Raw genomic sequence first — 22,709 nt, forward strand, 5'->3', positions numbered from 1 at the left:
AAAAAAATTGTTTTGGAGCGTTCAGAAACTAACTTAAAATTATTGATTGGCAAAATCTCCCAATTAAAAAGCGAAATACAAAAAATAATTGTTGGTCAGGATGTAATTATAGAAGAAATGCTCATCGCCTTAATGGCTGGCGGACATTGTTTATTAGAAGGTGTACCTGGTCTGGCCAAAACTTTAATGGTTAGAACAATGTCACAAGCTTTAGATTTATCTTTTAGAAGAATACAATTTACACCCGATTTAATGCCAACAGATATTGTGGGAACCGAAATTTTAGAGGAAGACCACGTAACCGGTAAACGTTTTTTCAAGTTTAATAAAGGACCATTATTTGCAAATATTGTTTTGGCTGATGAAGTAAACAGAACGCCACCAAAGACACAATCTGCACTGTTGGAAGCCATGCAGGAGTTTGAAGTAACGTATGGCGGTCAGACTTACCCTTTAGACAGACCATTTTTTATTCTTGCAACCCAAAACCCGATAGAACAAGCCGGAACATATCCGCTTCCGGAAGCGCAACTAGACAGATTTTTGCTCTACATAAAAATTGGTTATCCAACTGCTGCTGAAGAATCCAGAATTTTAAGCAGTACAACGGGTGCCAAAAAAGCAACCATAAATCCGATTATTGGGGCTGAAGAGATTAAAGAATTACAAGCAATAACCCGTGAGGTAAGCATTAGCGATGATTTAATTAATTACGTAAGCGAGCTGATTCGTGCCACTAGACCTGATACTACAACGGTTCCTTTTGTAAAAGAATGGGTAAGATGGGGCGCTGGTCCGCGGGCTGGGCAAGCCTTAATTTTAACGGCAAAAGCCAGAGCCTTATTTTATGGTCGTTATGCTGTAATCACCGAAGATTTGCAAACCATGGCTTATCCGGTTTTACGCCATCGGGTTTTAATGAATTTTAAAGCCGAAGCGGAAAATGTTTCCTCAGATAAAGTAACTGATGAATTAATTAGAGCAATCTCGAAACCGACAGCAAATATTTAATGAGCAGGCTTTTAGATCCAAAAATATTAATGGCGATTAAAGACCTGAATTTATCGGCTAAAATGACGATAGATGGGTTTATGAGCGGCATTAATAAAAGTACCTTAAAGGGTGCCGGATTAGAGTTTAGCCAATACAGAAGTTACCAGCCGGGCGATGATTTACGTTCGCTGGACTGGAAAATGTTTGCACGTTCGGATAGGTATTATATCCGCGAATCGGAAGTGGAAACAAATATTTCTGTACGTATTTTAATTGATGCAAGCGCATCTATGAACCACAGCGATGGCGATTTCACAAAAATCGAATATGCCCGTTACCTTGGCGCATCTTTGGCTTATTTGGCAAATTTGCAGGGCGATGCAATTGGTTTATACGTATTTAAAAATTCGGGGATTTTTTCAATGACCCCGAAACAGGATTACCAACACTTGGCCCGATTATTTTATCAGCTGGAAAATATCAATCCGACAGGAATATTTACAAAGCCAACCCACTACAAGGAACTTTTTTCAGGTACACAAAAACGTGAACTCTTAATTTTTGTCACCGATTTATATCAACTTGATAATGAAATATTGAATCTGCTGGAAACTTTAAACACACTTAGACATGAGATTTTGGTTTTCCATCTGTTAGCCAAAAACGAAGTTGATTTAGATTTTAAAGGCTATACCACTTTTGAGGATTTGGAAACTGGCAAAACCATCCAAATAGACCAAGCGAAAGCCAGAGCAGAATACAAGATTAAATTCAGTGCTCACCTCGAAGACATTAGGGTTAAAATGCTCGATAGAAGAATTGCATACAGAACAATATCTACCGAAGAACCTTTAGACCAGGCTTTGAGAGATTTTTTAAAACAAAGAAGTAAATTAAAAATTTAGTGCAGTTTTTTTATCCCATCGGTTTACTGGCGCTTGCAGGCTTAATTATCCCGCTCATCATCCATTTGTGGAATATTAAGCAAGGCAAAACTTTAAAAATTGGAAGTATTTCACTTTTAGGAGAAAGTTCTCGGGCAAGTTCAAAAAGCTTTAAGATAGCAGATTGGCTTCTGTTTGTACTTCGTTGCCTGCTTATTATTTTAATTGGTTTTTGCATTGCCGAGCCATATTTAAGCAAAAAGCTAAACTCAAAAGAAAAGGGCGGTTGGATTTTAGTCGATAAATTAAACTTTAAGTCAGCTTATCAGCAGAATAAAAAAACAATAGATTCTTTACTTAAAATCCGTTATCAAATACACGATTTTAATTATGGTTTTGCTGCTTTAAACTTGGAAGATACTATCGCTAATAACCAAACTAACACAAATCCAAATTACACAAGTTTATTCAATCAACTTAATCAAACGCTACCTAGCGGCACAAATGTTTTCGTTTACCAAAATTTACAACAGAATAATTTTGGCGATGAATTACCAAAAACACAATTTAACATCCATTGGAATTTTTTAAACAACTCAGATTCCATGAAAACCTGGGTTACAGATTTTGCAGGTAAAAAATTAGAGGCTAAATCTACACCAGAATATACAACCTACGAAAAACTGAATAATCAAAACCCTGCTCCCATTTCAGTGGCGATTTATAATGAGGCAAGTAACAATGATGACAAGTACCTTAATGCCGCACTAAATGCTATTTCTGATTTTAGTAAACGAAAAATTGTACTAAATTCAAAAGGAAATAATAATCAAATTGGTTTTTGGCTTTCAGATAAACCTATTACAAGCAACTTTAAATCTTCAATAATTGAAAATGGAACTTTGTTTAAATATGCTTCTGGCAAAGCCGAATCAATACATTCATTTATTCAAATTGAAGGGAAAGACATTCCACTTTCCAAACGCATTAACATAAAAAATCAATCTTCTAATCTTTGGGTCGATGGATTTGGCAATTCACTTTTATCAAAAGAAAACAGTGGTAAACTAACAATTTTAAGCTTTTACACCAGGTTGAATCCGCAATGGAATGAATTGGTTTGGAACGAAGCATTTTTAAAGGCCTTAATGCCAATCGTTTTGCAGAGCGAAAAATCTAAAACCTTCGGTTTTGAAGATAATTTAAACGACCAAAGAACTTTACAAGCCAATCAGCTTACTCAAGAGCATCATGATTTAAAGCAGAAAGACACAGAAATCGTAATAAAGGAATCTATTATAAACTACTTTTGGATTGCGGCTTTAATAATTTTCCTTACGGAAAGAATTTTATCATTCAGAAATAAAATAGATGATGCAAAAAACTGAAGGATTTAATTGGATACGTAACTTAAGAACGAGGTGGATAAGCGTTCGACTTTTAAGAATAATTGCCATTTCTTTAGCGATTTCAATTGTAATTGGTACAATTGCGATCAAATTCTTTCAGGTTGAATTGTGGCTGGTAACACTGTTATTTTTAGCGGCATTAATTTTATTGTTGTTTTTTAAACAATTTTGGAAAACAAGCTATGCAGATGTTTCGAGGTTCGTAAATAACAAATATCCTGAAGTTGAAGAAAGTGCTGATTTACTGTTACAAAATCCTGAAGAATTATCATTTCTTCAACAGTTCCAAAGGAATAAAATTGAGGCAATAATACCATCATTAACACAACCTAAAGAACTTTACGCCAAAATTTACAGCTCCGTTGCAATTTTGGCTATTGGGCTAATTCTTAGTTATGGCATTACCAAAATACCAAGAATAAACTCTAGATTAATTCAGTCGCCGGATACTGAAACAACCGTTCCAGTAGTTAAGGAAAATATTTTACCGGAAATTTCTGATTTCACGCTTATCATTACGCCACCGGCTTACACAAGGAAAGGAACCAGAACACAAAGCGTTTTTACGATTAAAGCAGAAAATGGCGCAAAAGCAAACTGGCAAATCGAAACAAATATTGCGATAAAACAGCTTCAGTTTGTTTTTAATGATAAAGAATACATCAATTTAAAACCAACTGATGGCAAGAATAAATCATGGGCCTTCTCAAAAGCGATTAACAAATCTGGTTTTTATCAAGTGGTAATTGATGGTAAAAAATCTGATTTATACCAAATAGAAATCATTGCCGATTTGCCAGTATCGATTAAAATTAGTCAACCCAAACAACACACCACAATTGACATTGGCCAACCACAAAAATTCACATTAAAAGCTAACTTAACTGATGATTACGGCATTAGCGATGCATTTATATCTGCAACCATGGCCAGCGGAAAAGGTGAAGGCGTTAGTTTTACCGAGAAAAAATTATCATTCGAAACAAATTTTGGCAACCAGAAAAATGTTTCATTAACCAAAAATATAGATTTGAAATCGCTTGGTATGAAGCCTGGTGATGAGTTATATTTCTTCATCAAAGCAATGGACAACCACGGGCAATCAAGTCGCTCGGATGTATATTTTGTTTCGATAGTAGATACAACCGAATTAATGAGTTTATCTGGAATGACAAATGGTGTTAATCTGGTTCCTGAATATTTTAGAAGCCAGCGGCAAATTATTATCGACACTGAAAAATTGCTAAAAGAACAAGCTTCGATTCCTGCAGAAACTTTTAAAACACGGGCAAATAACTTAGGTATCGACCAGAAACTACTTCGTTTGCGTTACGGACAGTTTTTAGGTGAGGAAAATGAAACTGAAATTGGTGGCGACCATGACGATCACGATGAACATGAGGAACATAAGGGCGGGGAAGAAAAGTTTGGCGATGTAACTGCCATTATGGATAAATATGCCCACAAGCACGATATTGCTGAAGATGCAACATTTTTTGAACCCGAAATGAAGGCTCAATTAAAAGCTGTATTGACTGAAATGTGGAATTCAGAATTACGTTTACGAACTTATAAACCGCAAGAAGCATTACCCTACGAATACAAGGCTCTACGCTTACTGAAAGATTTACAGCAAAAATCAAGGGCATACGTAGCCAAAACCACAGTAAAAACGGCATCATTAAAACCCGAAAAAAGATTAAGTGGTGAATTGGATAAAATTCTTCAACCTGTTCAAAAAATGAGTTTTGAGCAGAAAGAATTACGAACTATACATTTAAAAACCTCACTTTCAATTTTAGAGGGCAGAAGAAATGGTAAGAAATTCACAGCCAATGAAAAGCTGATGTTGAACGAAACTGAGAAATATATGATTGGCGCAGCAGCTGATAATCCAGCCTCATTCCTATCCGCGTTAACCAGCTTAAGAAGGGTTTCATCAGCTTCTAAACCAAATTCAAAAGATATTGATGCTGTGCAAAGTGGCATTCAAAAAATGATAAAGTTTGAACCACTAAAGCCGCAACATAAAACAACTTTGCCTGCATCAGCATTATATCAAAACTATTTCAATAACTTAAATAAATCGGGCAGATAACATGGATTTTAAATTAATAGCCATCATAATTTGCTCGCTAATGCTGATTTTTTTATCGTATAAAGAAATCAGCAGAAAAGATAAATCACGTTTAACCTGGCGGATTTTAGCCAGCATTTTTGCTGTTGCTTCATTTCTTTTTCTACTCATTCCGCTAAAATACAAAACTGTAGTAAAGCAAAATTTAAATGAAATAAACTTACTAACGGAAGGCACAGAAATCGACACAGCCTTAAAAATTCAAGGTAACAGATATAGTTTAGCGAGCTACAAATATCTTGAGTTAAAAAATATCAAGACCGTTCAAATACCGGATTTAGCTTATTTCTTAAAATCGCATCCGGAGATTAATAAAATAAATCTTTACGGTTATGGTTTTAGCGCCTCTGAACTGGAAAACATAAAAGGCTTACAGATAGATTTTCATCAATCTGAAAGAATTAGTGGAATTATTTCAGCAAACTGGCCATCAAAATTAAAAGTTACTGAAAAATTCCAAATCCAGGGCATCTATAAAAATACAGAAAAAGCCAGTATCAAATTGCTTCTTAAAGGTTTAGGCAAATCGATCGATTCGATTAATGTAAAACCAAATACAGAAACTAACTTTTCGTTCAAAAGTCAGCCTAAGCAAATTGGCAAGGCCATTTTTAATCTAATTGCCCTAAACGGTAAAGATACAATTTCCAATGAGCCGGTTCCATTTGTTGTAAATGAGCAACCAGAGATGAAGGTTTTAATCCTAGCTTCGTTTCCAGATTTTGAATATAAATTTTTAAAGAAATGGCTCTTTGACAATCATTACCCTTTGGCTTTCAGAGGCAAAATCAGCAAAGATAAATACACAACCGATTATCTAAATTTGAGCAACTTAAGTTTAAATACGATTAACTCTTCTACTTTAAAACAGTTTGATGTATTGATAATTGATGAAGATGAACTCTCTGTTTTGTCGGCTGGAGAAAAGGCATCAATTCAAACAGCTATGAATAACGGTTTGGGTGTTATCATTAGAATTTCCAATTCAAAATCAAGCGGTTTTTTGAGTGATAAATTTGCCCGTTTTGAGTCGCCAATTCAAAAAGACAAAGGTTTAATATCAACCTATAAAGATGAAGCAGCAAAACTCAGTAAATTACCTGTCGACCAATCTCTTTTTCTCAACCCATCTGAAAATAGTCAATCTATAATTATTGAATCTACTGGAAAAATTTTAGCTGCAAGTAAAATAAATGGCTTAGGTAAATTAACAGCATCCACACTTGCCTCAAGTTATAACTGGATGCTTAGTGGCAAAGAATTAGATTATGCAACTTATTGGTCTGCATTATTATCTAAAACCGCCCAAACAAAGGCAGAAAATTTAGCATTAAGGACGCAGCCGGATTTTCCTATCGTTGAGCAGAAAATGAATATTATAATCGATTTACCTGAGAGCAATAAAATTCCAGCCATCAAAATGAATGATTTAAAGCTTCCTCCTATCCAAAATATGGAATTGCCTTTTCAATGGATGGTTACGGATTGGCCAAATACTAAAGGTTGGAATACACTAAAAATCAACCAAGCAATCGAAGAACTATTTATTTTTGCAAAGCAAGATTGGCAAACTTTAAGAAATCACAAGAAAACACAACAGACAATCCAATTTATACAAAATACCAAAAATCAACCGATAAAAAACACCATTTCTGAGCAAAGCACTGAAAATGAAGTTTCAAAGTGGTGGTTTTTTACGTTGTTTTTATTATCTGCCGGATTTTTGTGGGTCGAATCGAGAATCCTTAAAAATATTTACGTTTGAAACTAAAATGTTATACATAAAATAGGGAATCAAGTGCATAAATAGCTATCTTGTAATCGTAATCACCTAAACTGAACCAATTGAAAAGAAAAGATTTCCTCTACTTATCCGGAATGGGTATGGGTGCCTTGTTGTTGCCCAATCTTTCCGCATTTGGAACACCAATCGACCCGCTGCAAGCCCTTGATGGTGTTGATGTAAAGATTAAAAAAGAACTGGCCGATGTTGCGCTTAATGCTGCAAAATCAAAAGGCGCCACTTATGCCGATATTCGCATTGGCCGTTACTTAAATCAATTTGTTGCCACCAGAGAAAAACGTGTGCAGGGCGTTGCAAATACCGAATCTTACGGTGTTGGTATTCGTGTACTCGCTAATGGATGCTGGGGTTTTGCTGCAACAAACAACGTAACTAAAGATGCAATTGCAAAAGCTGCTGAGCAAGCGGTTGCTGTAGCAAAAGCCAATTCAAAAATTCAGGGCGAACCTGTTCAACTAGCTCCGCAAAAGGGCTTTGGCGAAGTTAGCTGGAAAACGCCGATAGAAATTAATGCCTTTGAAGTACCTGTTAAGGAAAAAGTAGATTTGCTTTTAAACGTTAACGATGTGGCCATGCAAAATGGTGCAAACTTCGTAAACTCTGTAATTTTTGCCGTTAATGAGCAAAAGTATTTTGCCTCAACAGATGGTTCTTACATTGATCAGGATGTACACAGAATTTACCCCAACTTTAATGTAACCAGAATCGACAGGGCTTCAGGACAATTTAAAACTCGTAACTCCTTAAGCTCACCAATGGGTAAAGGTTACGAGTATATGCATGCTCGCCCGGAAGATAAAGTTAGTGGCATTGTAACCCGCTACAAAGGCCGTTACGATATGCTTGAAGATGTTAAGGAAGCGGCTCGTGTTGCTTCTGAAAAGATTAAAGCTAAATCGGTTGAACCGGGTAAATATGATTTGGTTTTAGACCCTTCTCACCTTTGGTTAACCATTCATGAATCTGTTGGTCACCCAACAGAATTAGACCGCGTTTTGGGTTACGAAGCAAATTATGCAGGCACTAGTTTCCTAACGCTTGATAAATGGGAATCGAAAAAATTCAAATTTGGTAGCGATAAGGTAAATATTGTTGCTGATAAAACACAAGTTGGCTCTTTAGGTGCTGTTGGTTATGATGATGAAGGTGTAAAATGTAAAAAATGGGATTTAATTAAGGATGGTACCTTGGTAAGTTACCAAGCCATTCGAGATCAGGCACACATTATTGGCTTAACCGAATCTAATGGTTGCTGCTATTCGCAAGGTTGGGATGACGTTCAATTCCAGCGTATGCCAAATGTTTCACTTCAACCAGGTAAAGAAAAACTTTCGGTTGATGATATGATTAAAAATGTTGAAAAAGGCATTTATATTATTGGCGATGGTAGTTTCTCAATCGATCAGCAACGTTATAACTTCCAGTTTGGCGGACAAATTTTCTACGAAATTAAGGAAGGGAAAATTGTGGGCATGTTAAACGATGTGGCTTATCAGGCAAATACGCAAGAGTTTTGGAATTCTTGTAATGCAATTTGCGATGAAAGTGATTATCGTTTAGGTGGTTCATTTAACGATGGTAAAGGACAACCAAGCCAGAGTAGCGCAGTTTCTCACGGAAGCTCAACTACAAGATTTAATGGAGTTAATGTTATTAATACAGCAAGAAAAATATAATTATGGCCATATTAAGTAAAGAAGAAGCCCAGGCGATATTAAAAAAGGTAATCAGTTTCTCTAAAGCCGATTTCTGTGAGGTCAGTTTACGAGGTTCTGATGGTGGAAATATTCGTTATGCCCGTAATGCGGTATCAACCGCAGGACAAATAAGCACAATGAGTTTAGGGGTAAGCTCAACCTATGGTAAAAAGACAGGTTCGGCAACCATTAATGAGTTCGATGATGCATCATTACAAAAAGTTGTAAAACGTGCCGAAGAATTGGCCATGTTGGCACCAGAAAATCCGGAATTCATGCCACTTTTAGGTCCGCAAACATTTGCAGAATCTAAAACTTACAATGCAAATACCGCAGCAATGACGCCAGATACAAGGGCTGAAATGGTTGCTAAAAGCTTAAGTGTATCAAAAGCAGCTGGCTTGGATGCAGCAGGTTTCTTAGAAAACTCGACTAATTTTGGCGCAATAATGAATTCAAAAGGTTTATTCGCATACAATAAAGGTACGGGTGTTTCTTTTTCAGTAACGGTTAGAAATAAGCAAGGAACAGGTTCTGGCTATGTAGAGCAAGATTTTAACGATTTATCCAAAATGGATACACTTGCTTTGAGTAAAATTGCAGCGAGTAAAGCTAATGGCTCGGCTGGCGCAAAAGCAATTGAGCCAGGAAAATATACCGTTATTTTAGAGCCACTTGCGGCAAGCGATATGCTTGGCAATATGTTCAGAGGATTTGATGCCCGCAGTGCAGATGAAGGCAGAAGTTTCATGAGTAAAAAAGGTGGCGGTACGCGTTTAGGTGAGCAACTTTTCTCAGAAAATGTAAATATTTATTCCGACCCGTTGAATTCTGAAGTTCCCTCATCTACCTGGAGTGGTGATGGCTTGCCATTGAAAAGAACGCAATGGGTAGAAAAAGGTGTGGTTAAAAACCTTTCATATTCAAGATACTGGGCAGCTCAAAAAAATGCGCAACCGTTACCTTTCAGCCGTAGTATTGTTATGGAGGGTGGTACACAATCTCTTGAAGATTTAATCAAAAGCACAGAAAAAGGCATTTTAGTTACCAGATTCTGGTACATCCGTTCGGTTGATCCACAAACATTATTATTAACTGGATTAACACGTGATGGTACTTTTTACATTGAAAACGGTGAGATTAAATTCCCAATTAAAAACTTTAGGTTTAATGAAAGCCCGGTTATTATGCTAAACAATGTGGAAGCATTAGGTAAACCTGTGAGAACAGGAAGCGGTTTAATTCCACCAATGAAAATTCGTGATTTTACATTTACATCTTTATCAGATGCGATTTAATCATATTCTTTAATTCATAGTTACCTAGACTCAGTTCTCGTCATTGCGAGACTGGTTCTGAGCGAGTCGAAGCAATCTACTTTCCGTTAAAGATTGCTTCGTACTTCGCAATGACGACCACCAAAGTAGTGGCTAATTATATTAAAAACACTAAAATTGAGAAGAAGAGATTTTCTATACATGACAGGCGTTGGCGTTGGGACAACGATGCTTCCGAACCTTTCTGCCTTTGGTAAAATTATTTCTGTAGATGAAGCATTAACGCCTGTTGATGTTGCTTTAAAGAAAAAAATGGCTGATGTTGCGCTAAATGCAGCAAAAAGCAAGGGTGCAACTTATGCTGATGTGAGAATTGGCAGGTATTTAAATCAGGTTGTAGCCACTCGCGAAAATCGCGTAGAAAACATTTCAAACGCAGAATCTTATGGCTTAGGTGTTCGTGTTATTGCAAACGGAGCCTGGGGTTTCGCTGCAACCAATAACCTTGATAACGCAAGCATTGCCAAAGCTGCCGAGGCCGCGGTAGCAATTGCCAAAGGTAATTCAAAACTTATGGAAGAACCTGTTCAACTTGCAGCTCAGAAAGGATATGGAGAAGTAAGTTGGAAAACACCAATAGAAATCAACGCATTTGAAGTACCGATAAAAGACAAAGTCGATTTGCTTTTAAATGTAAATAACGAAGCCCTGAAAGGTGGTGCCAAATACATTAACTCTAATCTGTTTATGATAAATGAACAGAAGTATTTCGCCTCTACCGATGGTTCTTACATAGACCAGGATATACACCGAATCTGGCCAACTTTTACCTTAACCAAAACGGATGCAGCAAGTGGTAAATTCGAAACCAGAAATGCTTTAAGCGCACCAATGGGTATGGGATTTGAATACCTAAAACCAAAGGATGAAGAAAAAATTAAAGGCGGTCCGGTAACAATGTACAAAAAACGTTATGACATTCTGGAAGATGTTCGTGAGGCAGCAGTTCATGTTGATGAAAAACTGAAAGCTAAACCAATACCTCCAGGCAAGTACGATTTGGTTTTAGACCCTTCTCACCTATTCTTAACCATACACGAATCTGTTGGACACCCGACTGAGTTAGACCGTGTTTTAGGTTATGAAGCAAACTACGCCGGAACAAGTTTTCTTACCTTAGATAAATGGGAATCTAAAAAATTTAATTTTGGTAGCAAGGAAGTAAATATTCTGGCTGATAAAACCGAAACAGGTTCTTTGGGCGCTGTAGGTTATGATGACGAAGGCGTAAAATGTGGAAATTGGGATATCATTAAGGATGGAATTTTGGTAAATTACCAAACCATTAGAGACCAGGCACATATTCTAGGCTTGAAAGAATCACAAGGCTGTTGTTATGCAGATAGTTGGGACAGCATACAATTTCAAAGAATGCCAAATGTTTCATTAGCACCAGGAAATGCAGCCTTAAGTGCAGCAGATATGGTTAAAAATGTAGAGAAAGGCATTTACATGTTCGGCAGAAATTCTTATTCTATCGACCAGCAACGTTACAACTTCCAATTCAGTGCGCAATTGGCTTATGAGATTAAGGATGGTAAAATAGTTGGAATGTTTAAAGATGCTGCCTACCAAGCCAATACTCAAGAGTTTTGGAATTCATGTGTTCAGCGTTGCGATAAAAATGATTATCGTTTAGGCGGAACTTTTTCTGATGGAAAAGGACAACCCGGACAAGCAAGCGCCGTATCACACGGTAGCCCTACTACACGTTTTAATGGTGTTAATGTAATTAATACCGGCAGAAAGTTAGGGTAATTTAAAATTACTTTTTACCTATTGTACAAAAGCCACTCATCAATATGAGTGGCTTTTTTTTATGAAATAATTTTAAGTTTTCATAAAAAATTATAATTTTATTAAACAAATCAACAATCATCCCAATGTCTGTTACGGATAGAAGATTATATCTTTTACTGTTTCTTATATTCCTTTCCTGTAAATCATCTAATAACGAGACCGCAAAATATAATGCTATTGTTAGTAAATTAGTTGACAGTGCAGAGATATTGTCTGAAAATAACAACCTGAAACCTGCTTTTCGTTTTTTAGACTCCTCTATCAAAAACCTTCCAAATCAAACAATTGGAGATAAATGGAAAATCTTAAATTTTAAACAAAAAAGATATTACTGGAAAGGACGTTTAAATAAAAATAATACAGATTTGGATACATCTGCTAAATATGCAGATAGCATGATAAATTTGATGAACACAACGGCATCAAAATACGATTACTCTCGAGAATTAGCCAATTCGTATTTCTCAAAAGGCGATGTTTTGTTAGAATTGCAAAATTTTCAGGAAGCGTATCAAATGTTTCATAAGGGTAAAATCTTAATGGAAAAAAATTACAATACTTGCGAAAATGCCGTTTTCAACAGTCGTTTTGCTGCTTTAAATTATAGTCAGGGCTATTACAGGGAAGCTGCATATTATTTTGTCCAGGAATATAAAAATAATAAACAATGTGTTCTTGATAGCAGAAAGTATGGTCAGATTCAAGGTGCATTAAGTAATGCCGGTATATCATATTTAAAAATAAAAATGACCGATAGTGCGATGGTTTGTTTTAAAGAAGCCTTAAATTTTCTTGATAAGAATGAACATCTTTTCCCACAAAGAAAAAGTTATACAATAAGTACGAAGGGTGTTATTTATTCAAATGTTGCAGAAGTTTATCTGGCTAAAGAAGAGTATTTAAATGCTGAAGGTTATTTCAAAAAAAGTATTGAAATCAATAAAAGCAATAGTTCAGAGGTAACTAATGCTCAGGCTGCCGCAATAAAATTAGCTAAATTATATCTAGCAACAGGAAAGTACAAGGATGTTAAATCGACAATATCATTTTTAGAAAAATCAATTGATTCTATTTCTGATTTTGACAATCGGCTTCATTTCGCTAAGCTTAAAATTGATTATTTTAACCAAATTGGAAACTATAACCAGGCTAACCTAATGTTGCCTTCATATTTAATTTTAAAAAATAAGCATGAAGAAGAAAGTAACGAGAGAACAAAAATAGATGTGCGTAAACAATTCTATAATCTACAGAAAGACTATGAACTCAATCTTTTAAAAAAAGAAAATCAACTAAGGTCTCTATATATATTGCTTATTGGCATTTTTTCTATAATGCTATTTGTTTTATTGTATCAAATTTGGCGAAATTGGCAAAATTCCAAGAGAAATAATAAATCGTTAAATGCATTAAATAAACAAATTACTGAACAAAATTTTGGTTTACAGGAGGCAATTTTGGCATTTGAGCAGAGCGAGCAGGAAAATAAAAAAATAATGAAAATTATTGCACATGATTTAAGAAGTCCACTGGGAGCAATTGCAAGCCTCTCAGGGTTATTAATTAATGAAGATGAATTCCCTGAAAAAGACAAACACGCAGTCCGCTTAATAAAATCATCAGCTACTGATTCAATTAAATTAATTAACGACCTTTTAAATAAAGAAGGAGCTGAAAATCATGTAATTAAGGAATCAGTAGAACTTCACTCACTTTTAAAATACTGCATTAGCATATCTAAATATAAAATTGAAGAAAAACTTCAAAAGATTAGCTTAGTTTGCGATCCGGTGGTGATAAAAATTAACCGTGAAAAAATTTGGCGTGTGATTAGTAATCTGATAAACAATGCAATTAAGTTTAGCGATAAAAATAGTTTGATCAATATCTTGGCAAAGCAAAATAATCATTCTGTTATCATTTCTGTTAGCGATAATGGGATTGGTATTCCTGAGCATATGCGAACAAATATTTTTAGCTCAAGCGTAGAAATTCAACGAGAAGGTACAATGGGTGAAAAATCTTATGGCTTGGGCTTATTTATATCCAAACAAATTATTGAGGCCCACGGCGGCAAGATTTGGTTTGAAAGCGCCCCAAATATCGGAACAATATTTTATGTTGAGCTGCCTGTAGATTAACTACTCAACTCCCATTGCACTCGTTACAATCGAATACAGAGATTTTGAAGCTGTAATAAACAAAATATTTCGATTTTTCCCCCCAAAACAAATATTGCCACACCAACTTTCGGGTACATTAATGTGCCCGATTTTTTCACCTTGCGGATTGTAAATATCAACCCCTTTACCAGTAATGTAAATATTTCCACTGCTATCTAAGGTCATTCCATCAGAACCTTGTCTAAACATTAACTTTCGATTGCTCAACGAACCATCAGTATTAATTTCGTAGCGATAAGTAACATCAGCAACCCTATCCGCAACATATAAAAACTTTCCATCCGGAGTACCTATGATTCCATTTGGTCTTGCAAAACCATCTGCTACCAGAATGGCCTTTTTACTTCCCTTTGGAATATAATAAACTTTTTCTCCATCAAGTTGAGATGCTTTTCTCGTCCAATAACTTCGTTGGTAGTAAGGATCTGTAAAATAAATTCCACCTTTTAAATCTAACCAAATATCATTCGGACCATTTACCTTTTTACCATTCAAATCGGTGAAAAGCACTTTTACTTTTTTGTTTTTATCGATTGACCAGATTTGGTTGTTTTCATCAGCACAAACAATCAAAGTACCATTTTTATCAAAGTATGTTCCGTTCGCACGCCCAGATTTCTCCATAAATAAACTTAGCTTTCCATTGATATCATACTTCCAAATTTTATCGTTTGGCTGGTCTGTAAAAAAAATATTGCCTTCCTTATCAACAGATGCTCCTTCTGTAAATTCAAACTGGGATGATATAAGTTTTAAACTATCCTGAACAAAAATGGGATTGGCTGATTGGGCATAAGATGAAATTGCATAAACGGACACTATGAAGGAAAATAGCATATACTTTTTCATGGCAGAATATTTGGTTCAGCAATGTGTAGATTAATCTGTTAGATTGCAAGTAAAATTGTTGTGTAGTGTTTTATCAAGAAAAGGAACGCTACTTAACTTGCTCTTTTCCCTTTTAATAACATATCCAAAGCATCAGTTAATGTTCCTGCTTTTTGTACTTTGCCTTCATTTACAAAGTATATTTCGTCTGCATTTTCAATTGTATTTAAGCGATGGGCAATAATAACAAGTGTTGTTTCTTTAGATAATTTGTTCAGGATGTTGCCGAGAAGCTGTTCAGTAATCGTATCGATGTTAGCTGTTGCTTCATCCAGAATTAATATTTCAGGATTACGTAAAACAGCACGCATAAAAGCGATTAATTGCTTTTGTCCTAAACTAATTCCATCAGATGCAGACGTAATAGCTGTATTCAATCCTTCATCAAAAACGTCCAAAATTTCATCCAAACCTGCATTTTTAATGATTTGTTCTAACTCAATATCACTTAAATTTTTAAGTTTACCGTTGCCATAAAGAATATTTTCCTTAACTGTTCCACTAAATAAAAATGGTTCCTGCAAAATAAAACCAATCTTTTGAGTACGTTTCTCAGCAGAAAACGTTCTAATATCTTTTCCATCAAGTAAAATACGACCTTTTGTAGCATCGTATAACCGGGCAATTAAAGATGCAGTTGTAGTTTTTCCACCACCTGTCGGTCCTATTAATGCGTAAGTTTTACCTTTTTCGAAACGTAAATTAATATTGTGGAGAATTTCTTTACTTTCGTCATAAGAAAAGTAAACGTTCTTGAATTCCAGCAATGCATCAGATTTCAAACCAACAGAATCTTCAATTTGCTTCAAATCATTATTCATCAGCAAAATTTGCGAAATTCTATCCCAACTTGCCATAGCAACCTGAAAGCTTGTCCAAAGCGCAGCTAATTGGCGGAGTGGATTATAGAAACTTGTTGTATAGGCAATATAACTCACCAATAATCCTAGTGTAAAACTACCTTTTGAAATTAAGTAAATGCCAAAAAGTAAAACGATAAGTTGAGCAGCGCTAGAGAAAAGACCATATACCGGTACAAAGATATTATTTGCCAAACCTGCACCAATTGCGGTCTTATAGTTTTCTTGATTCGCATCATCGAATTTTTTCCTAAAATAATCTCTTCGGTTAAAAGCGATGATGACTTTAAAATTGTTTAAACTTTCTTGTATCTCGGCACTCATCCCTCCAACACTTTTTAGATTAACTGCATTTTTTCTTTTTACCCACGGAGAAAAAACTACAGTAAATGCTACAATTAAAATTGCAGGAAATAGTGCTGCTGCACCTAATTCTAAATTGATGGAAAGTAAGAAAACACCAGCGCCAATCATGGTTACAATACTTCCAATAAACTGAACTAATGATTGAGAAAAAAACTGATTTATTTTGTCTGTATCGTTATTTACTCTTGAAATTAAATCACCTGCCTTATTTTGATTAAAAAAGGAAACTGGTAATTCCTGTAACTTGTTAAAAATGGCGTTACGCAAGGTATAAAGCATTCTTTGCGCCACACTACCCATTAATTTTGTTTGCAGATAACCAGTTACCATTGCAACCAGGTATATGCCCAAAAGTATTGCCCCAAATATTAAAACGCCGTGAAATTGTTTCGTCCGGATGTAAGTATCAATAGTATGGCCAATTAATAACGGGCCAAGTAAAAGCAAACCTGAGTTAAATAAAATTGCGATTAAAGCCAGCCAGAGGTTCTTCCATTCCGCAGAAATTAATTTAAGCAATCTTTTTAAAGCCTTGTAAGTCGATTGCTTTTCCTGCTGCTGACTAAGCTGATTAAGATTGTATTTCATAATTGCTGGTACTCTGTTGTGAATTAAAAATTTGAACATATTCCGGACTTGTTTCCAGCAAATCCGCATGTTTCCCTTCGGCAATGTTTTCGCCTTGCATTAATAAAATTACTTTATCGTAATGTTTAACTGAAGCAATTTTTTGCGTTACAGAAATTAAGCTAATCCCAGGATAATTTTTCTGAATGTTCTTTAAAATGCGAGTTTCGGTATTGGTATCAACTCGGGCTGTAAAATCATCGAGTAGTAAAATCTGCGGATTAATTGCCAAAGCCCTGGCAAGCATTATTCTTTGCTTTTGCCCGCCTGATAAACTACTGCCTCTTTCAGAAACAATTGTATTGAGCTTTTCTGGCAAAGCATCAATAAAATCTTTTAGTTCAGCTGTTTCAATTGCTTTGGCTAAATATTCATCGGTTACGGTATCACTAAAAGCAATGTTTTCGCGGATGCTCAGATTAAAAATGATGCTGTCTTGAAAAACGAAGCCCACTTGCTTATAAAAATTTTCCTGGTTGTAGCTGTTGATGGTTTCACCATCGTAAAAAACATCTCCACTGGTAGGCGCAATTAAGCCAGTTAAAATATGTAGTAACTGAGATTTACCAGCTGCGGTAGGGCCAATAATTGCAACTTTTGAGCCTGCTTCTACCTTAAATGATATATTCTTGAGGATTAGTTTTTGCCCAAAATTTAATGATATATCTTTAGCTTCAACATCACCAATTAATTTTTGGGTTATTTTGCCCAAATGTTCAACCTTTGGCGCATTTAAGACAGTTTCAATTCTTTGATAAGATGCTGTTGCCTGAGCAATTACATTGCTCATAAACCCAATTACCAGAATCGGGAAAATTATCATCGTAAGGTAACTGCTAAAAGCGGCAAATTCTCCCAAAGTCATCGAATCGGTAATTACAAAATGACCACCGAGCACCAAAATACTTAAACCTGAGAGATTAGCGGTAAATACAATTATTGGAATTAAACCGGCAAAAAGTTTCAAAATCGACAAACCCAAATCGCGAGCTTTTGCATTAGCATCTAAAAATTTATTGTATTCGAGCTGCTGCGAATTAATTACCCTGATAAGTGCGGAACCTAAAATGCTTTCGCTAATTACCTTGTTTAGCCAATCGATAACCTCGCGACTTTTTATAAATAAAACTTTTACCTTGCTTAACACAAAGAAAAAAGCGCCGCCAATTATTGGTACAATAACGATTACGCATAATGCAAGTTTCCAGTTTATAATTAATAGCAAAATACTTGCACCAATTATTAAAAATAAAGATGAAGCGATAGAAACAATTGCCTGCGATAGAAACGTTTTAATAGAATCGGCATCGGCAGTAAGATTGGTTAGTAGCCTTGCCGGATTAGCTTGCAAAACATAGGCGTGGTTTTGCCTCGAAATTTGGTCGGAAAGTTTGGTTCTTAAATCTCTTGCTACTCGCTCAGAAGCATAAGTTTGTACAATACTTTGCAGGTAAGTAAAAATAAAAACCAGCACAATTGCCAATGCAAATTGCGCTAAAATTGTTTCTACCTTAAAGCTTTTGGCAGAATAAGAATCTATTCCATTGGCAATAATTTTAGGTATTAAAAGATTAATACCATTACTTAACAGGGCGAATAAAATCAGTAAAAAAATCAGTCCTTTATAATCAGCCAGCAGACTAAAAACACTTGGTTTTTTAGCTTTTTTGGGGTTGTTCATACATTTGAATATTAGCCAAATTTAACCCATTTATTTGAATAGGTGATTTTTAATTTGAGTTTTTGACCTTTAGATTTATTTTGTTAGCCACAGATTTACTGATTATCGCATATTGCTTTGTTTTGCCACGGAAACACAGATTGACACGGAAGTTTCTTTTATATTTTATTTAGTGAAGCTTTATAAATTATTTTTAAAACCAAAATATGATAATTTGTAGCTTACATTTTTATGTAATGCTATTAATTTACTCAACAGACCGTAGTTTTATGAAACAACCGTTGTTATTAAACGGGATGGTAGCGGTATCCCCCGATTTTTCATCGGGGATTTAGCGAACAGCCCGATTGCTTTTTCCGATGGAAAGCAACAGTACCTTTCCAAATCAATTAAAAACCATTTACTAATAAACATTGCTACCTTTGTAATTGCGCCATTGAAGAAAATGGTATAACCCAAAATAGAATGATTGAAATAGGTAAATACAACGAGTTAAGAATTTTAAGTAAAACAGAAGCCGGACTAAATTTAACGGATGGTGATAAGTTAGTTTTACTACCTTACCAGTACGTTCCACGTAACGCCGAAATTGGCGAAAATTTGAATGTTTTCGTTTTTATACAGAAAGATGGTCGCTTAACGGGAACAACCCAAAAGGCTTTTGCAGAAGTTGGAGATTTTGCTTTCTTAAAGGTAGTATCTGATGGAGAAGATGGAGTTTTTATGGATTTAGGTATTGATAAAGATGTTTATGTACCGCAGCGAGAACAAAAAAGACCAATGCAAAAAGGCTATAAATATGTAGTTTATATTTATTTGGATGAAAATAACGACCGTTTACTTGCTTCATCGAAATTGTATGATTTTGTAGAGGAAGAAGATTTTGATTTTGAGGAGGGAGATGAAGTTAGTTTATTAATTACAGAAGAAACAGATTTAGGTTTCAACGCGATTATAAACAATACAAATATTGGCTTGCTTTACCACAACGAAGTTTTTGATAATATACAAGTTGGAGAGCAGCGTAAAGGCTGGATTAAAAAGATACGCGTTGAGGGTAAAATTGATTTAACTTTACAACCTAGCGGTTATGGACATATTCTTGATTCGAAAGAAATGATGTTAGCTGAGTTGAAAAAGAGCGGTGGGGTAATAGAATTGGGTGATAAAAGTACGCCCGAAGAAATTTATCATCGTTTTCAGATAAGTAAAAGTGCTTTCAAAAAGACTATTGGCTCACTTTATAAGGAGCGTAAAATTATGCTTTCTGATGATTCGATAAGGTTAATTACCGACGAGGACGCAGAATAATTTATTAAATTTTAGCCATAGATTAACAGATTACTTAATTCAAAAAATCTGTTAATCTGTGGTTTTCTTTCTTCTAATTCAGGTTAAATTTATCTTGCTGAATTTTAACTGCATTCGAGGCAGAAACTATGCCGACAATCAACGCACCAATCGCAATTGCCAGAATAATTTGAAATGTAGAGTAGACTTTTGTACCTGATACAAATATTTTTGAATCGTTAATAAGTTCATCGCCAACGGCAGATTGAATTTTAATTAATGATGATAGTTTATTTAATGTTGTATTTGATGCAACTCTGCCAATCGAATCATAAAGTTTTAAGCCTTCTTCTTCAGCAGCAATTAATATTTTATTTTCAATATTGTTTTGATGCAATAAAGCTTTTTTTAATTCTGACAAGAAACTTTTTTCCTGCTTAACCAACATAGTTAATTCGTACTTGTTTATTACCGAATCGATTTTTAAATTATGTATTTTAACCAATGCCAAAGCCGAATTTGATGGAATATCTTTACTCAATACATTTTGGATAACCGAGCTTTTATGGTATAAATTTTCAGCAATAAAATATAAATCCGTAGCCGGAACCAGCCTGTCTTTATACATTGATATAAATGATTCGTTTATTTTTTTTACGCTTTTATCTTCCAGAAAACGGATGAGCAAAGTGCAACACATTATGCAGAATAACAAAAAAGCTATTTTTATCTTATTCTTAAGTGAAAAAGCAAATTTCATAATATCATTTGGTTAAAATATCAAGGTAAGAATTTAAGCTGTTTTAGCTGCTGATTATAGATTTTTTTTTACAGTTAGCCCCAGATTAACAGATTAGATATGATATTTTTTTACCACCTGAGACACCTAAGAAAGTTTAAGCTAATGGCTTTTAATAGCATAGCCATAAAACTTTATTAGTGAGTTCGTTTTAATCTTTACCAAAGGTATGTAAGAAAATATAAGCTTAAATGAACATAAATGTCTTACATGGTTAAACTTTCAACTACCTCATCATATAAAAAATATAAACTAAGATGAACTTAGGTGTCTTAGGTGGTAAAATCTCATTCAAAAAATCTGCTAATCTGTGGCTAAAAAAACTAAAAGTAATCTTCCTGTGCAGTCTTAGCAAACAGTTGCGGTGCAAAATTAACCAGATAAAGTTCCTTTTTTGCCCTGGTAACTGCGGTGTAAAGCCAGCGAAGAAAATCTACATCAATCATTTCTTCCGTTAAATAACCCTGGTCGGCAAAAACAGCTTCCCACTGACCGCCCTGCGCTTTATGGCAAGTTACAGCATATGCAAACTTAATCTGTAAGGCATTATAAAATGGGTCTTGTTTTATCGCAAGCATCCGTTGTCTTTTATTTGCAATATGTCCGTAATCTTCATTTAATCCATCAAAAAGCTTTTTATTTTGCTCGTATGGCAAATTTGCAGTTTCCAAATTCAATGTATCAAGCATTACTTTACAGCTAACTTGGCCCGCAGCGGGGAAATCCATAAATTCAAGCGTAGCATCAGCAAAACGGAAACCGTAGCGTTCCTCTTCGCCTCTAACCCGAATAACTTTTGCCATATCACCATTCGCAATAAAAGCAGTTTCATCATTATCTGGCAACCAAAAATAATTATTACGAACCACCATTATCTGGTCGCCACCGGTAAGTTCCTCTTCCCTGTAAAGTAATCTTGCCCTAATTTGCTGGTTGTAAATATTTGCAGATTTATTAGACCGGCAAACAACCAAAGTATTTTCCATGCCAAATTTGCGATAAGCATATTCCAGCCCTTCAACCAATCTCGCACCCGCCATATTGAAAATATCTTTGTAATTTTTAGTCAGAAATTTTGGCAATGGGTTATCAGGATTTTTACTAATCTGGTTTCTAAGCATGGTTGCATTAGCCAAAATTCCCGATTTTTTTTCTTGTCTAACTACTTCCTTCAACTCTACAGAAGAAATAGTTAGCGCAAATTTATCCTTCAAGTATTGTTCGTTCAACGCCGGACTATCCAAACTACCAACAGGCGGCAATTGCGCAGTATCACCTACAAAAAGTAAGAAACAATTTTTAGAATTATAAACAAACTCAAGTAAATCCTTTAATGTAGAAGAACCGGTTTCATTAAATTCATCAGCAATCATCGACGCTTCATCAATAATAAAAAGCGTATTTTCTGATAAATTTGGTGCTAACTGAAACTGCATTTCGGGCCATGCTGCAGAACGTTTCCTATAAATTCTTTTGTGAATCGTTAATGCTTTCCTATACGAATATTGGCTCATTACTTTCGCGGCTCTACCTGTTGGTGCTAAAAGCTCGCTTCGCAAATTAAACTTTGCCAAAACCTTAACTAATGCTGCAACTGATGTAGTTTTACCCGTTCCGGCATAACCTTTCAAAACAAAACACTTGTATTCATCATCATCTTGCAAAAAAACCGACATCCGTTCGCAAAAAAGAAGCTGTTCTGTAGTAGGCGAATGGGTGTAAGCTTGAGCAATTACCTGACTTTTATCGATGTACATGTATTAATGTTTAATTATTTTAACTGCCCAATAGTATAATTGTTTATAGAAAACGATTTTTTGGAAAGCAATTGCTATGCTAATCGGTTCCGATAGTCCGTCTTTCCGCTATATCCCCGATGAAAAATCGGGGGATGCCGCTTCAATACGGTTTAGATTGCAAAGATAGAAGCTATTTTTAATGTTTGTTTAGCAAG

15 protein-coding genes are annotated in these 22,709 nt (G+C 35.2%); 10 read left to right on the top strand and 5 right to left on the bottom strand.

The features are described 5' to 3' along the window. The first annotated feature begins 12 nt into the window (after positions 1-12). From QWY86_RS19915 to QWY86_RS19955, 9 genes are all read left to right on the top strand, one after another. Positions 13-1,011 carry an AAA family ATPase gene (locus QWY86_RS19915; RefSeq protein WP_290244737.1) on the top strand — a complete coding sequence of 333 codons (999 nt, stop codon included), beginning with the start codon at positions 13-15 and terminating at the stop codon, positions 1,009-1,011. Further along, positions 1,011-1,898 carry a DUF58 domain-containing protein gene (locus QWY86_RS19920; RefSeq protein ID WP_290244738.1) on the top strand — a complete coding sequence of 296 codons (888 nt, stop codon included), beginning with the start codon at positions 1,011-1,013 and terminating at the stop codon, positions 1,896-1,898. Before QWY86_RS19915 ends, QWY86_RS19920 begins: the two co-directional genes overlap by 1 nt. Beyond that, positions 1,898-3,265 carry a BatA domain-containing protein gene (locus QWY86_RS19925; RefSeq protein ID WP_290244739.1) on the top strand — a complete coding sequence of 456 codons (1,368 nt, stop codon included), beginning with the start codon at positions 1,898-1,900 and terminating at the stop codon, positions 3,263-3,265. The genes QWY86_RS19920 and QWY86_RS19925 overlap by 1 nt, the downstream gene beginning before the upstream one ends. Beyond that, positions 3,249-5,384, top strand: coding sequence for a DUF4175 family protein (locus QWY86_RS19930; RefSeq protein WP_290244740.1), 2,136 nt, complete (start codon positions 3,249-3,251; stop codon positions 5,382-5,384). The genes QWY86_RS19925 and QWY86_RS19930 overlap by 17 nt, the downstream gene beginning before the upstream one ends. Position 5,385: 1 nt before the next feature. After that, positions 5,386-7,188, top strand: coding sequence for a hypothetical protein (locus tag QWY86_RS19935; RefSeq protein WP_290244741.1), 1,803 nt, complete (start codon positions 5,386-5,388; stop codon positions 7,186-7,188). A gap of 80 nt (positions 7,189-7,268) precedes the next feature. Then, positions 7,269-8,903 (top strand): TldD/PmbA family protein, encoded by a 1,635-nt coding sequence (locus tag QWY86_RS19940; RefSeq protein ID WP_290244742.1) that lies wholly within the window; start codon positions 7,269-7,271, stop codon positions 8,901-8,903. 2 nt (positions 8,904-8,905) lie between these two features. Beyond that, positions 8,906-10,222, top strand: coding sequence for a TldD/PmbA family protein (locus QWY86_RS19945; protein WP_290244743.1), 1,317 nt, complete (start codon positions 8,906-8,908; stop codon positions 10,220-10,222). 156 nt (positions 10,223-10,378) lie between these two features. After that, positions 10,379-12,019: a TldD/PmbA family protein gene (locus QWY86_RS19950; RefSeq protein WP_290244744.1), complete on the top strand. Its 1,641-nt coding sequence runs from the start codon at positions 10,379-10,381 to the stop codon at positions 12,017-12,019. Positions 12,020-12,600: 581 nt separating this feature from the next. Then, positions 12,601-14,202 carry a tetratricopeptide repeat-containing sensor histidine kinase gene (locus QWY86_RS19955; protein ID WP_290244745.1) on the top strand — a complete coding sequence of 534 codons (1,602 nt, stop codon included), beginning with the start codon at positions 12,601-12,603 and terminating at the stop codon, positions 14,200-14,202. Here QWY86_RS19955 and QWY86_RS19960 read toward each other — a convergent pair whose 3' ends face one another. The 3 genes from QWY86_RS19960 to QWY86_RS19970 all read right to left on the bottom strand — a co-directional run bounded on the left by QWY86_RS19960 (position 14,203) and on the right by QWY86_RS19970 (position 18,666). Beyond that, entirely contained in the window at positions 14,203-15,093 is an 891-nt protein-coding gene (locus QWY86_RS19960) for an SMP-30/gluconolactonase/LRE family protein (protein ID WP_290244746.1), read from the bottom strand. A 92-nt stretch (positions 15,094-15,185) separates the two neighbouring features. Further along, entirely contained in the window at positions 15,186-16,946 is a 1,761-nt protein-coding gene (locus QWY86_RS19965) for an ABC transporter ATP-binding protein (RefSeq protein ID WP_290244747.1), read from the bottom strand. Continuing rightward, positions 16,930-18,666 (bottom strand): ABC transporter ATP-binding protein, encoded by a 1,737-nt coding sequence (locus QWY86_RS19970; protein ID WP_290244749.1) that lies wholly within the window; start codon positions 18,664-18,666, stop codon positions 16,930-16,932. The genes QWY86_RS19965 and QWY86_RS19970 overlap by 17 nt, the downstream gene beginning before the upstream one ends. A 465-nt stretch (positions 18,667-19,131) precedes the next feature. Here QWY86_RS19970 and QWY86_RS19975 point away from each other — a divergent pair, with 465 nt between their 5' ends. Continuing rightward, positions 19,132-19,977 (top strand): CvfB family protein, encoded by an 846-nt coding sequence (locus QWY86_RS19975; RefSeq protein ID WP_290244751.1) that lies wholly within the window; start codon positions 19,132-19,134, stop codon positions 19,975-19,977. A 73-nt stretch (positions 19,978-20,050) separates the two neighbouring features. Here QWY86_RS19975 and QWY86_RS19980 read toward each other — a convergent pair whose 3' ends face one another. Both QWY86_RS19980 and QWY86_RS19985 read right to left on the bottom strand, forming a co-directional pair. After that, positions 20,051-20,716 carry an MCP four helix bundle domain-containing protein gene (locus tag QWY86_RS19980; RefSeq protein WP_290244752.1) on the bottom strand — a complete coding sequence of 222 codons (666 nt, stop codon included), beginning with the start codon at positions 20,714-20,716 and terminating at the stop codon, positions 20,051-20,053. A gap of 362 nt (positions 20,717-21,078) precedes the next feature. After that, the gene (locus QWY86_RS19985) at positions 21,079-22,512 is read right to left on the bottom strand and encodes an ATP-dependent DNA helicase (protein WP_290244754.1); all 1,434 of its coding nucleotides are present in this window, start codon (positions 22,510-22,512) and stop codon (positions 21,079-21,081) included. Positions 22,513-22,709 lie beyond the last annotated feature (197 nt).

This window comes from Pedobacter aquatilis (assembly GCF_030409415.1).
Lineage (GTDB): Bacteria > Bacteroidota > Bacteroidia > Sphingobacteriales > Sphingobacteriaceae > Pedobacter > Pedobacter aquatilis.